Genomic DNA, 13,024 nt, shown 5'->3' with positions numbered 1-13,024 from the left:
TAAAAAAGACAAATGATGAACCTAGGTAAATATTTCATGAAGCTGTCCTTGCTATTTGCAGGACTGTTTTTATTGGCTTCCTGTGGAGACAATACCACTGAAAAGATGGCTGCGACCAAATCTGCCCAGTCTGAGACTAAAAAACCTGCGGGCCAGTTTCCCTTTTATAAGGACATTGCCATCCGGCCGGGAATTAATTTTGAAATCGTAAGCTGGGGAAAAGGGGTGGATAGTGTAGGAGGGTACCTGATTCTGTTATCAGATACCCTTAGAAATAACTATAAATCTTTTTCTAACGAACGTAAGGGAGTCATTACTGATGCCTGGAATATGGATCTTGATAATGATGGAAACCCTGAGCTTTATATTGAACTGCTGAGCAAGAAAAATGTGCTGGACCTGAATGTTTACGAATATGCAGGAGGGGAGTTTAGAAAGATCAGTTTCCCACCTTTAAGCAGTACGATGAAAAAATCTTATGCCGGAGGCGATAAATTCATTATTAAAAATGGTGATTTGTTCCGTTCTTTCCCTATGGTCAATCCCAGGGATACGACCATTAAAGCCGGTGCAATAAAGATGCTGCAATACCGCTTAACCGGGAACAGCTTTTCTACGAATGAAATAAAAGAATAAGTTACCTGTAAATAGGATACATTAATTAAAACAAAAGGCTGGTTTATATTTAAACCAGCCTTTTGTTTTTTGCAACCTGTATGGCTTCTGCTTTTGAATTCACATTGAGCTTGCTGTAAATATTTTTGGTGTGTGTTCTGACCGTTTCTACTTCTATAAATAATTCTTTTGCAATCTGTCCGCGGTCTTTACCTGTGGTCATCAGTTCGAGAATCTGGGTTTCCCTTTTCGTAAGGGGAGAATCCGGATTTTTTTGCAGGGAAAGAATTACGGTCTTGGCCACATCAGGGCTCATAGGGCCACCACCCTGAACGACATCCCGGATCGCTTCAATCAATTTTGCAGTAGGGGTGTTTTTAGTGAAATATCCGGATGCCCCATTAGCCAGTGCATCAAGAATGGTCTTTTCTGTTTCATAAACCGTAAGCATAATGATATATGTTTCTGGTAGTAATCTTTTGAGTATGGGTAAAGCATCGATGCCATTTGTGCCAGGAAGCTGAATATCCAGTATAATAACATCAGGATTATCTTTAGCAATTTTGTTCCTTGCGGCATCAAAGGACGGATAAGTGGCAACGACAGTATAAGGCGAGGTATGATTGATCAAATAAGCATATCCCTCCCTGATCGTCTGATCGTCCTCAATAATAACTATTCTTGGCTCTGGCTGGCTATACATTTTTGGCGCGCATTAGCGTGGAAAGATTAACCCTTAACATGATTTCCATGCCGGAATGGTTCGAATTGATATTTAATTTTGCATTGATTCTCTGTGCTCTCACATTCATATTGTTTATTCCATGTCCATCCATAGATGCTGCAGTACTCAGGCCCTGTCCATCGTCTTTTACGGCAATTTCAAGTATACCATCCTGCACTGTTGCTGAAAAAATAACCACTCCCGCTTTGGAATGTTTCAGCGCATTGTGTATCGCTTCCTTAAATATCATCAGCAGGTTTCTGCTCATGTCTAATGATAGTTTTCCATCCTGATTATTCAGTTGAATGCGATCTTCAAAACGAATAGGAGTGCTGTTAAACATTTCCTTTCCAAATTCCCGGATGTGCTCCAGCAATTCACTTAACTTATCATTTTTAGGATTTAACGACCATAATATATCCTTGGTACCCCTATATAATTCATTTACATTGTCATTGATCTTTAAGATGATACTTCTCTTTTCAGTGTCTTTCTCATCAATCATGCTGCTCAATACTTCTGATAAGACAGAGATCCGGGTCAATTTGTTACCAAGATCGTCATGAAAATCTTCAGCAGTTTGTTTTCTGACCTTAAACTGCTCCTCCAGCTTGATCTTCAATCTTAGTTTTCGCTTACGCTCCTTTAAATTAATAATGATATAAACTGCTAAAAGAATAAGCAGGACAATGAGTACAAAGATAAATAATCTGAATATACCTGTCTGATAATAGGGCGGACTAATTTCAAAAGTAAAAGAAGCTGCATTTACCGAGGAAGTTCCATTTTTTGTAATCGCTTTTACCTGAAAAGTATACCTTCCCGGAGGAACGGAAGTGAAGTTCATAGAAGTATTACTAATCGTTTCACTAAACTTGGTGTCCAGGCCGATCAGGCGGTACTGATACAGCAATCCTTCAGGATTGGTCAGGAAAATGCCTGTAAAATTGACGATAATGTTGTTTTGCTGATAAGGAATGCTGATGATGCTGCCCAGATCATTGGCTTGAAAAGTAGTTTGCTGTTTCTGCTGCTGCCCCTTATTTTGTGCAAAAGCAGTGACAGAGTTAATATAAATATACGGTTTTCCGGATTTTGGAATATAAGAGGCACTATTGTAAACAATAGCCCCTTTGGTTGTTCCTATCCAGACTTTATTTTTATCCTGAAGGATGGCGTTTTGGTTGCATTCTACAAGTAAGGATTGCTCATTGCTGTTTTTGATCACACTGAAATCGCCGGTCTTGATCTTATTTACCCCTTTACCTGTACCTGTCCAGAGGATGCCCTGATCATCAACAAGCATACTGTATACATGGTCTGATGCTAAACCTGCACGGGTATTGATGACCTGGGTGTTTCCCGTTTTTCGATCCCATACGAGTATTCCGTTATCAGAAGTTCCAAAAAGGATAGCGCCCCCTGATTTTGCCATACAAAGAATACTGGAGCCTGTTAACTGTGGTAGTTTTAACCGGACAACTTCATACCTGGAATTGATCATATAAACCCCATCCTCTGTCCCCAGCAGGATCTCGCCCTGATTGGTTTCCAATAAGGCGCTGCCAAATTGCTTGCTGATTGATTTTAGCCGTTTATTCTTCTTATCCAGCAGGAAACAACCTGCGTCAGTAGATAGCCATATACGCCCCTGGCTATCTTCGAGAATGGTGTTATAGGCAATGGCGTGCTGATCTTTAGTCATGAGCTCCATCCGCTTGCCGTTGTGCCGCCACAGACCACCATACATTGTTCCGATCCAAATGTTCTTTTCGCGGTCGTTGTACAGAAAGATAACATTCTTGCTGTCTTCCTGATCTGAAGGAATTTTGATCTCTTTGATCTGTCCGCTTTTGTATTGAAAAAGACCTCCATAGGTACCCATCCAAATCTCATCCTGGGCATGCCCTTTAGCCAGGCTCATGACAATCTTGCTTCTTAATCCCTGTGATTCATCAAAAATTACATAATTTCGGTCTATAAATCTAAACAATCCGGCACCATCTGTAGCCAGCCAGATGTTATTTTCCGCATCCCTGAAAATGGCATTGACCATATTGTTACTGAACCCATTTTTTCCATTGAAATGAATGAGTTCGGTATCTGTCAGATAATAAGCTCCGTTTGTGGCACCTATCCAGATGTTACTTTTTGCATCCTGTTCTATTACCCTGAACTTTCCTGATACATATTGAGATATCTTGCCATTTTCAGCAGAATGAAGCCCCTCAACACTCAGAAACCAGAGCTTGTTTTTATGAAACCTATCGCTGAAAAAATCAGTAATGAAAAAATTCTTTAACTGATCGTTGAGTGGGTGTGGCCGCCATTTTTCATTTTCCAGATAAAAAATACCCTTTCTGATAATGGCAACGGCTATCTTCCCTTCATCATCCACTTTTAATGCACTTACATTCTCGTCCTCATCTTTAGTGATGTTCAGGAACTCTGTGACTGCTTCATTGGTTTTGAACAGTTTTGCGGAAGAAAGTCCGTATACGGTTCCGGTATGACTGGTCACCAGTTTGCCGACCCAATCTTTGGTTTGTTTGTAATTGTTGAATTTCTGTCCGTTAAATTTCGAAACCCCTCTCGCAGTGCCTACCCAGATGCCATCATTTTTATCCAGGCTAAGGGCCAGTGCGAAATTGTTGTTTAAACCGTTCGTCTTGGTATAACTGCAGAACAGTTTACCGTTAAAGCAGCTTAATCCGCCAAGGGTAGCTATCCATAATCTTCGTTTGCTATCCTGGGTAATTGAGGTTACCTGAGATTGAGTCAGGCCATCCTCAATATCATATTGACGAAAATTATAACGCTGTGAAAAACCAGGCAAACTATGTAATAGTAAGCATAATCCTAGGAGAATAATCTTTTTGTAATACACTGCAGGTGGGAATTCAGGGTTTAAACCAGTGTAAATATATTTATCCCGATACAATTAAAAAATACCCCTTTAAGGGTGATATTTTATGAAATATGAAATATACCCCCTCAGGGGGGAACAGACAGTGATTAAGCGATGTTAAATTTGTTAAATAATTTACAAAAGAACCCATCTTCGCTGATTTTTATATCATGAATCTTGAACAAAAATATAAAGTTGTCTATGTGACCGACATCCGGAAGTCACTTGATTTCTTTATCAACAAGATTGGTTTGAAAGAACAGGAGGAATTGGACGTGCAGGGAAGGGATTGTGTGGTACTGGAAATGTTCAATGGCGATTTTCTGATGTTGTTGCAAAATGATGAGCTGGAAACCGCTCCGGTTATCTTAAGTACTGATGATTGTCTGAGGGATCATTATCGACTTAAAGAAGTGCAGGTAAGTGGTTTAACTGATCCTGTATACAGACCTGATGGTATAGCTGTAGAATTCCCCGATCCCTGTGGCAACAGATTTATATTGCTGGAAGAAAGAGATTATAAAGATGCCTAATTAATAAGGATATGAAATATCAAAGAACCCTGGTTAACAAAAATGAAGTGATTATAGAATCGGCTTACGATTCTTTTCACCCGGAAATTTCCGGCAGGTATGCTATTGATATGATCTTTAGCGGATCTGCAGATTATACTGCTGCGAATCGTGATCTGACACTTTTCTCTGAAAATTTTATCTTTTTTAACCAACAGACTTCCTATACCAAAAGGATCAATTCCGGTGTAAAAGTCCGTTCGATGTCGGTGTTATTTGATCCTGGTTTTGTGAGTGATTTTGAATATTCCAGAACTGCAAAAGACAGCATCCTTTTGGATAATCCTGAAAATCACAAAAAAGAAGCTCCGGTTTTTGTAGAGGCAATCTATCCTTTGAATGGAAATATGAAATTTAATATGCTCCACCTGAAAAAACACATCGATCAGGGGAGTACGGATAATTTGCTGCTCAGCAGCTACCTCGAACATTGTCTGATCAATTATTATGAAATCTACCATGCAGAGGTGATCAATAGGGAAGCGTCCCTTAAGTTTCTCAGCCATACGACCAAATCAGAAATACTGAGGAGATTATCTATTGCAAGAGATTACATCATTAGCAATTACAATAAAAATATCTGTCTGGAAGATATTGCCAGAATAGCCTGCCTGTCTGTAAATCATTTTCTACGTACCTTTAAACAGGCTTATCAGCAATCCCCACATCAGTTTTTAACGAGCATCCGCTTGCAGCAGGCTAAGTATTTTCTGCGAAATACCGATTACCCTATCAATGAAATTGTAGACATCGTTGGCTTCGAATGCCCGAGCTCATTTATCCGCCTGTTCAGGAACTCTTTCCAGGTTACTCCAGGGCAATACAGGTAACTTAATTATTACTATTTTTTTAGTTGAAAAGTGTTTTTAGCATACTGATAGTCAGTTAATTAAATGAATTTTAATAAAAAAACACAACATGAAAAAAAAGCTGATAATGTGCCTGACGATACTATGTATTGGCTGCACGGTAGTATACGGAAAAACTGCTGAAGAACGCCCCTTAAAAAAGACGGTAAACAGTAAACCCAGTGATGTCGTTACGGCATATATTGATGCCAGTATGCATACTGATGCAAAGCTGTTTAACCAGGTGATGAGTGATCAGGCATTCGTCAGCTTTTGCAACGGAAGAAAGGCCGAAAAACAACGCAAATCAGCCCTGTTATCTTTCTATAAAAAACAAGGTCCTACAGACTTGAATTGTGAGTCGGATTATGAAGTCTTGTCCAGTAGCGGTAATGTGGTGATGGTGCGCGTAGATTTTAAATTTCCCACTTTTTTACAGCGTAATTTTCTGACAATTGAAAAAAATGAACGCGGACTTTGGGAAGTTACACAGGTTAATAAATTTAATGAAAACCGATAAATTGGTGATTTTCGCCTATCGCAGGGGGATCATTGAAACTATATTTGTTGCAGGATGATCCACATATAAGTTCGGATGAATTAAATTTGGGTTAGTTAATAGTAAAAAAGTCATCTCCTTCAGGAAGATGACTTTTTTTATGTCTGATGTTTTAAGATTGGGTTTTGAACTGACTCCCAAGTCTTTCGAACTTCTCGATCAGGAGGGCAATTCTTTCCCTGTCTTTTTTTATCACTGCTTTGCGGACCAGGGTAGAACAGAAGATCATCCATAAAAGGCTGAAGAGCACGATGAGAATCTGCGCCCATAAGTCCATATAGGTCAGGACTTCTATGAGGTACAATGCTGTTCCAAGTGTTAAGGCAACTGCATAAATCCAGTACATTTTATTGTAGAGGCTAAACCTGTTCAGCTGGTATTGTTTCAGGCTCACGAGAAACTCATTGGGATGTGTGGTGAAATCATTCCTGGAGATCAGACGGTGTCCATGAATTAAGATAACAGTAAGGGCAGCTATTGCGACCAGGAAGATGGCTATTCCGGCATGTGTGGTCCATGACTGAAAGTCAAAGAAGATCCATAAGCTGGCTACAGCTACAAAGGAAATTACCATGCCTGCAATATTTAATACCGATCTGTTGCGGATGGAATTCACTTCCTTTTTTGCCTGGGCCAACATTTCATCCGAAGAGATCTTTACCTCCACGGAATGAGATTGCCAAAGCGATTGTATATGATCAAATTCTTGCATGCTGATTGTATAATTCTGTAAGTTTTAGTTTAATGCGATGAATCTTTACCCTTAGGTTTCCTTCGCTGATTCCTGATATCTCCGCGATTTCGTGGTAAGGGAGCTCATCCAGAACCATCGTAATGATCAAACGGTCATTTTCTTCCAATTGAGAAATCGACTTATAAAGTAAGGCAACTTGCTCGTTCTTCTCAGAGAATTCCTCAGGCCGGCTTTCTATAATATTGTCGGTCAGCTCATCTTTTGCCTGCCGCTTTTCTGATCTTAAATAGGTAAGGCAGGTATTTACGGCAATACGGTAAATCCAGGTAGAAATCAGAGACTTATTCCGGAACTTATCGAGATTTTGCCAAACCTTTAAAAAGGTTTCCTGCAGGAGGTCATTCGCTGCGTCTTCATCTCCTGTATAACCATAGCACAGGTGGAATATTTTCTTGGAGTTCGTGTCAAAGATTTGTTTAAATAACAGGTCTTTCTCTTTCAATATGCGTCTTTTTATTATTGGTTTAGATGTAGACAAGGGCCATTTGTTACAAAATGCAAGGTATAAAGTTAGTTGCATTATCAATAATATTTAGAGAATAATTTAATTGTTGTAGTTTTACAGGCTGTACAATTACTTTAAAAGCTTACGATGTCAAAGAACAATAGGTTAACATTTTTCATTTTTCTTGCCCTGATATTGGGGGTTGCACTGGGGTATTTTTTAAATGTAAATTCATTTAAAGGTTACAATGAAGACATTGCCAAAGCAGAGAATAACATAAAAGGTATAGAAGTTAAACTTAATAACCTTAAAGACACAACTGTTGTTCAATATGCAGAACTTAAAGTTCAGAAGGTTGCTGCCCAGAAAGAACGTGTGGAAGCGGAAAAGATCAGAGAGAAGAAATTAGAACCACTGACTTTATTAAGCGATATCTTCCTGCGCCTGATTAAAATGATCGTGGCACCCCTTGTTTTCTCGACCCTTGTGGTAGGGGTAGCTAAAGTGGGCGATATTAAAGCAGTGGGAAGGATTGGTGGAAAAACCATGCTTTGGTTTATGAGTGCCTCTCTTTTATCACTGGTACTGGGAATGATTATGGTCAATATCTTTAAACCCGGAGAAGCCATGAACCTGCCTTTGCCTCCAAGCAATGCAGATACAGGCATTCATAAAGTTGCCGTTTCACTTAAGGATTTTATCTCTCATATTGTTCCTAAAAGTATGACTGAGGCTATGGCCACCAACGAAATCCTGCAAATTGTGGTATTCTCGCTTTTCTTTGGGGTTGCTACAGCTGCAATTGGCGAAAAAGGACAGTTGATTATTAAGTTCTTTGATGCGGTGGCACATGTAATTTTAAAAGTAACGGGGTATGTGATGAATTTTGCGCCTTTTGCCGTGTTTGGTGCGATGGCCGCCATTGTTGCCAAACAGGGGCTGAGTGTGTTGTCCACGTATGCATTGTTTATAGGAGAATTCTATTCAAGTATGTTATTGCTGTGGATCCTGCTCATCTTTATTGGCTTTGCCATTCTAAAAAAGAGGGTGTTTAATCTGATGAACAGAATGAAAGAGCCGGTATTAGTTGCTTTTAGCACGGCCAGTAGTGAGGCCGCTTATCCGAAAACGATGCTCCAGCTGGAGCGCTTTGGCTGTAAAGAGAAAATTGTAAGCTTTGTATTGCCATTGGGGTATTCCTTCAATCTGGATGGATCCATGTTATATATGACCTTTGCCTCCTTATTTATTGCACAGTCTTACGGCATTCATTTGTCTTTTGAACAGCAGATTTCCATGCTGTTGATTCTGATGCTGACCAGTAAAGGAATTGCTGGTGTGCCAAGAGCATCCCTGGTGGTGATTGCAGGTACAATTGCTTCATTTAATATTCCCGAAGCAGGTTTAGCCCTGCTGATTGGAATTGATCCTCTGCTGGATATGGGCAGATCTGCAACCAACGTAATCGGAAACAGCATCGCTACCGCAGTGGTCAGCAAGTGGGAGGGAGAACTCTCAGAACCGCAGGATTAGCCTTAAAACAATATATATAAACAACAATAAAATAACATGAGTAGCAAAGCGAAGAAAATCTTCTTATTATTAACCATTGTCGTTCCTTTCCTGGCCTATTGTGTCATTTATTACACGCCAATGTTTCGTAATGCGCCTTTTAAGTCGACTGAATTTGAATCTATTGATTTCAAATGGGGACTGGGGAATAATCTGGAGAATACTTATAATTCTGCAACGGGGGATTATCAGTATGTGGATGGGAAAGACTCTGTAATCAGAACAAATGTGAAACTGAGGTCTAACGACATGTTGTACCTGCACAGTAAAGCAGCAGAAATTGGTTTCTGGAACTTTCCTGAGGTGATTGCCAATCAGGGAACTAACCTGGATTCTTCAAAGGTCCTGCGTTATGTCATCCAGTTCAATTATAAGAAGAAATCTAAAAAGGTGGTTTACCTGTCAGATTATGTGGAGATCCCTAAATTAAAAGGGCTGGCAGAACAAATGAAAACCCTTGTTTCACAGAGCATCAATGATGCAGAAGAAAGGTATGGAAAGAAAAAATAAATCTGTTATGGATTTAGAATAATTAATTCTATATTTGCACCTCGATAAAAAAATAAACAGTTTAAAATAATAATTATTTAACAATGTACGCAATAGTAAATATAGCAGGACAGCAATTCAAAGTTGCAAAAGACCAGCACCTTTTTGTACACCGTTTGCAAGGAGATGAAGGCGCTAGTATTGAATTTGACAATGTATTGTTGGTTGAAGATGGTGGTAAAATCACAGTAGGAGCTCCTACTTTGAAAGGTGCTTCGGTTTCAGCTAAGATCGTGTCTCATTTAAAAGGTGATAAAGTAATCGTTTTCAAAAAGAAACGTAGAAAAGGTTACAAAAAGAAAAATGGTCACCGCCAGTACTTCACTAAAATCCAGATTTCTGGTATCAGTTTATAATTAGTTGTTAAACAAAAAAATTGCCGGATTATCAGGTGATTTGTAAAATATAAAACAAGATGGCACACAAAAAAGGAGCCGGTAGTTCGAGAAACGGACGTGAATCGCATAGTAAACGCTTAGGTATTAAAATTTTTGGTGGTCAGATAGCTATCGCTGGAAACATTCTTGTACGTCAGCGTGGTACTAAACATCATCCAGATAAAGGAGTAGGTATTGGTAAAGACCATACTTTATTCGCTTTGGTTGATGGTACCGTAATCTTCAAAAAGAAACAAGATAACAAATCATATGTTTCTATCTTGCCTTTACCGGTAGTTACTGAAGAAGTAGCAGAGAAAAAAGCACCTGTAGCTAAAGCTGCAAAAGCTGCTGCTCCTGCTAAAGAAGAAGCTGCACCGGCTAAAAAAGCACCTGCAAAGAAAGTAGTTAAAGCAGAAGAAACTAAATCTGAAGCTACTGAAGAAGCAGCTCCGGCAGAATAGTAAAATATTAAAATATAAAAAAGGCCGCAACATTTGTTGTGGCCTTTTTTTATGGGCTTATGATGCGGTTTTAGTTCTTCTGTTCTTAATCTGCGTTAATTCCTGTTCCAGCTTTTCCAACGAGTCTGTGAAGCTCTTTAAGGTGCTCTCCAGATCTTTGATCAGCAGGTCGACCTTAGCTGTAGGTTCATCGCTTTTCTCTCCTCCACTGCCATGTAAAAGCCATTCGTAACTTTTGCTATAATATCTGGCAATACTGTGTAAAGTGTGGAAGGACGGGTATTGGTTTCCAAGTTCTATTTGGGAGTAATTGCTTCTGGATAAATGGAGTATTTCAGCTATAAATGACTGGGAAAGGCCATTGTCTAATCTTAAATCCTTTATCCTTTCACCAATATCCTTCTTTGATAGAATTTCTTGCATAAGTAATATATATTTCGTTGATTTGTGATGAGTACGGGGGTTAATTGTTTTGAATGTAAGGCAATTATAGCTCCATAAAATTCGTCAAAGTATCAGGTTACAATAAATAAGGTTTAATTATGTTAATGCTAAAGCTAGGAAATGAATGTGAGGTAAAATGTATTTATACGCATTTATGTTCATTTAATGGCATAAAAGACGTCAAACATGCCAACTAGAAGGATTTGCGGGTGCGCAAACAGTTCATTTTTCTTAATTGATAAAAATTATAAGGTAACATTTTTCAAGATCGATCCTCAGAACGATCTGGGAAGCTTTCTCGCTAAAAGTCCCTCAATTGGGGATTCTGCTGTGGAAATGATTGCTCAGAAATACAGAAAGAATTTTCAAAACCTACTGGCGAGATGCTTTGAAGGCCGTAGTTTTAGTATTGAACAGCGCTTCGCTATAGAGAAATCAAATGATCTTTTTCTGCAGATTATCTTTACCCCTTTATCAAAAGATGGGGAAGAAGACCAGGTCATCTGCACCTTGATCAACAATACCGATACGCTGGGATCCATGAAAATGCTAAGCGAGTACTCACACCTCACTTCACATGAATTAAGGGCCCCGATCACCAATATCTTAAGCCTCTCCACCATCACTAATTATCACCCATTGGAATCTTATGATATCCTTAAGATCAGCCAGCTGCTCAGTGACATCAATCTGCAGGCCTTAAAACTGGATGAAATCATCAAAATGCTGAATTCTATGTTACATCAGGAAGAGAATACAGATCTGTTTGATGCCTTAAATGAGAAAGGAGAGAATAAGTATATCGTTCTGGTAGATGATGATGTCATCACAAACAGGTTGCATCAGATGTTGATTAAAAAACACCATAGTGATAAAAAAATAGCGCTTTTTGACGATCCTGAGGTTGCACTGGGGTATATAAAAGAGAACAATCCTGATTTAATCCTCCTTGACCTGCATATGCCGGAGATTGATGGATGGAAATTTCTGCATATGATGGAAGAACATAACATATTTATTGATGTGATTATTGTTTCTTCGTCGATAGACCCCCGGGAAAGATTAAGGGCGAAATCCTTTATGTGTGTCAAAGACTTTTATGTAAAGCCACTGACCTCCGAAAAAGTAAAGCAGCTGCTGGAAGATTAAATGCATCTCCTTACAGCTGCTTTGTCGATCTTTTAAGCTGCTTTTAAAGCGGCTAGTGCTCTCTGTTCATCAATTGATTAGACAATAGTATCAATTCTCTTTTACGCTCTTCAGGGACCGCTAAATTACTGAGGGCGTTAAAAGCTTTATCTGAGTAATTTCTCATCTCTATGCTCGCCAGTTCCCTGATGTCATATTTGTTGTACAGTAAGGTGGTATTCCGGATCTTATCGTCAAAATTCTGATTTGCACTTTGCTTTTCCAGTTCCGCTAAATCTGAATCTCTGGCAAGTTCTTTCAGTTTTAACAGGAGCAGAGTCTTCTTATTTGCCATAATGTCCCCCCCAACTTGTTTTCCGAATTTTTCCGGGTCTCCATAAACGTCCAGAATGTCGTCCTGAAGCTGGAAAGCAATCCCGATATTTTCTCCAAACTGGTAAAGCTGCTCTGCTTCCTCTGGGCTTGCTCCCGCTACCTGGGCACCTAATTTCATCGCGCCGCCGAGCAATACTGCTGTCTTCAGGCGAATCATATTGATGTATTCCTCAATACTTACCACTTCACGCTCTTCAAATTCCATATCCAGCTGTTGGCCTTCACATACACCCTGTGCGGTGGTGTTGAAGGTGTCAAGCGCATCCTTAAGTACCGAAGCATCCAGCTTAGAAAGGTGTTTATTGGATTCTACCATCATCACATCTCCGCTTAAAATGGCGTTGTTAACACCCCATTTTTCATGCACACTTTGTTTACCCCTTCTTAAAGGAGCATTGTCCATAATGTCATCATGGATCAATGTGAAATTGTGAAAGGTCTCTATCGCCAGCGCTGCGGGAATTGCCCGGTGCAGGTCTGCCCCAAACAAGTCGGCTGCCATTAATACCAGTGCTGGTCTTATTCTTTTACCTCCAAGACTCATAATATAACTGATCGGTTGATATAACCGCGCAGGATGAGCAGGATACTGGATGTTCTGAATAGCGTTTTCTATAATTTCTTGTAATTGGGCAGGAGTATACATTTTTTGCAATGGAATTTACCGTA

15 protein-coding genes are annotated in these 13,024 nt (G+C 39.5%); 9 read left to right on the top strand and 6 right to left on the bottom strand.

Translation table 11 applies throughout. The features are described from left to right. Positions 1–12: 12 nt before the first annotated feature. Positions 13–636 carry a hypothetical protein gene (locus tag BFS30_RS00720; protein WP_237028684.1) on the top strand — a complete coding sequence of 208 codons (624 nt, stop codon included), beginning with the start codon at positions 13–15 and terminating at the stop codon, positions 634–636. 49 nt (positions 637–685) lie between these two features. Here the strand turns inward: BFS30_RS00720 and BFS30_RS00715 are convergent, their stop codons facing one another. Together BFS30_RS00715 and BFS30_RS00710 are read right to left on the bottom strand one after the other, a co-directional pair. After that, positions 686–1,318: a response regulator gene (locus tag BFS30_RS00715; RefSeq protein ID WP_069377517.1), complete on the bottom strand. Its 633-nt coding sequence runs from the start codon at positions 1,316–1,318 to the stop codon at positions 686–688. Then, the gene (locus tag BFS30_RS00710; RefSeq protein WP_157262841.1) at positions 1,311–4,175 is read right to left on the bottom strand and encodes a ligand-binding sensor domain-containing protein; all 2,865 of its coding nucleotides are present in this window, start codon (positions 4,173–4,175) and stop codon (positions 1,311–1,313) included. Before BFS30_RS00710 ends, BFS30_RS00715 begins: the two co-directional genes overlap by 8 nt. A 242-nt stretch (positions 4,176–4,417) precedes the next feature. Here BFS30_RS00710 and BFS30_RS00705 point away from each other — a divergent pair, with 242 nt between their 5' ends. The 3 genes from BFS30_RS00705 (at position 4,418) to BFS30_RS00695 (ending at position 6,187) form a co-directional block, all read left to right on the top strand. Then, complete coding sequence (locus BFS30_RS00705) at positions 4,418–4,780, top strand: hypothetical protein (protein WP_069377516.1); 363 nt, start codon at positions 4,418–4,420, stop codon at positions 4,778–4,780. Between the two features lie 11 nt (positions 4,781–4,791). Then, a complete protein-coding gene (locus BFS30_RS00700) occupies positions 4,792–5,649 on the top strand; it encodes a helix-turn-helix transcriptional regulator (protein WP_069377515.1) in 858 nt (285 codons plus the stop codon). An 88-nt stretch (positions 5,650–5,737) separates the two neighbouring features. Beyond that, complete coding sequence (locus tag BFS30_RS00695) at positions 5,738–6,187, top strand: nuclear transport factor 2 family protein (protein WP_069377514.1); 450 nt, start codon at positions 5,738–5,740, stop codon at positions 6,185–6,187. A 151-nt stretch (positions 6,188–6,338) separates the two neighbouring features. On the opposite strand, the gene BFS30_RS00690 is transcribed toward BFS30_RS00695, so the two are convergent. Next, positions 6,339–6,938, bottom strand: a complete 600-nt coding sequence (locus BFS30_RS00690; protein WP_069377513.1) for a hypothetical protein — start codon at positions 6,936–6,938, stop codon at positions 6,339–6,341. Beyond that, the gene (locus BFS30_RS00685; RefSeq protein ID WP_069377512.1) at positions 6,925–7,422 is read right to left on the bottom strand and encodes an RNA polymerase sigma factor; all 498 of its coding nucleotides are present in this window, start codon (positions 7,420–7,422) and stop codon (positions 6,925–6,927) included. Before BFS30_RS00685 ends, BFS30_RS00690 begins: the two co-directional genes overlap by 14 nt. 150 nt (positions 7,423–7,572) lie before the next feature. Here BFS30_RS00685 and BFS30_RS00680 point away from each other — a divergent pair, with 150 nt between their 5' ends. From BFS30_RS00680 to rpmA, 4 genes are all read left to right on the top strand, one after another. Beyond that, positions 7,573–8,958, top strand: a complete 1,386-nt coding sequence (locus BFS30_RS00680) for a dicarboxylate/amino acid:cation symporter (RefSeq protein WP_069377511.1) — start codon at positions 7,573–7,575, stop codon at positions 8,956–8,958. Positions 8,959–8,994: 36 nt separating this feature from the next. After that, on the top strand, positions 8,995–9,507 hold the full coding sequence (locus BFS30_RS00675; protein ID WP_083251888.1) for a hypothetical protein: 513 nt from the start codon (positions 8,995–8,997) through the stop codon (positions 9,505–9,507). Positions 9,508–9,590: 83 nt separating this feature from the next. Further along, entirely contained in the window at positions 9,591–9,902 is a 312-nt protein-coding gene (gene rplU / locus BFS30_RS00670; RefSeq protein WP_069377509.1) for a 50S ribosomal protein L21, read from the top strand. Between the two features lie 59 nt (positions 9,903–9,961). Further along, on the top strand, positions 9,962–10,387 hold the full coding sequence (rpmA, locus tag BFS30_RS27330) for a 50S ribosomal protein L27 (RefSeq protein ID WP_083251887.1): 426 nt from the start codon (positions 9,962–9,964) through the stop codon (positions 10,385–10,387). A gap of 57 nt (positions 10,388–10,444) precedes the next feature. Here the strand turns inward: rpmA and BFS30_RS00660 are convergent, their stop codons facing one another. Continuing rightward, a complete protein-coding gene (locus BFS30_RS00660) occupies positions 10,445–10,810 on the bottom strand; it encodes a helix-turn-helix domain-containing protein (RefSeq protein ID WP_069377508.1) in 366 nt (121 codons plus the stop codon). Between the two features lie 207 nt (positions 10,811–11,017). Here BFS30_RS00660 and BFS30_RS27325 point away from each other — a divergent pair, with 207 nt between their 5' ends. Next, entirely contained in the window at positions 11,018–11,980 is a 963-nt protein-coding gene (locus tag BFS30_RS27325; RefSeq protein WP_083251886.1) for a response regulator, read from the top strand. Between the two features lie 52 nt (positions 11,981–12,032). Here BFS30_RS27325 and BFS30_RS00650 read toward each other — a convergent pair whose 3' ends face one another. Next, complete coding sequence (locus BFS30_RS00650) at positions 12,033–13,001, bottom strand: polyprenyl synthetase family protein (protein WP_069377507.1); 969 nt, start codon at positions 12,999–13,001, stop codon at positions 12,033–12,035. Between the last annotated feature and the right edge of the window lie 23 nt (positions 13,002–13,024).

Source organism: Pedobacter steynii, assembly GCF_001721645.1.
Lineage (GTDB): Bacteria > Bacteroidota > Bacteroidia > Sphingobacteriales > Sphingobacteriaceae > Pedobacter > Pedobacter steynii_A.
The sequence above is the reverse complement of the archived record's forward strand: the minus strand, read 5'-3'. Positions and strand labels throughout refer to the sequence as shown.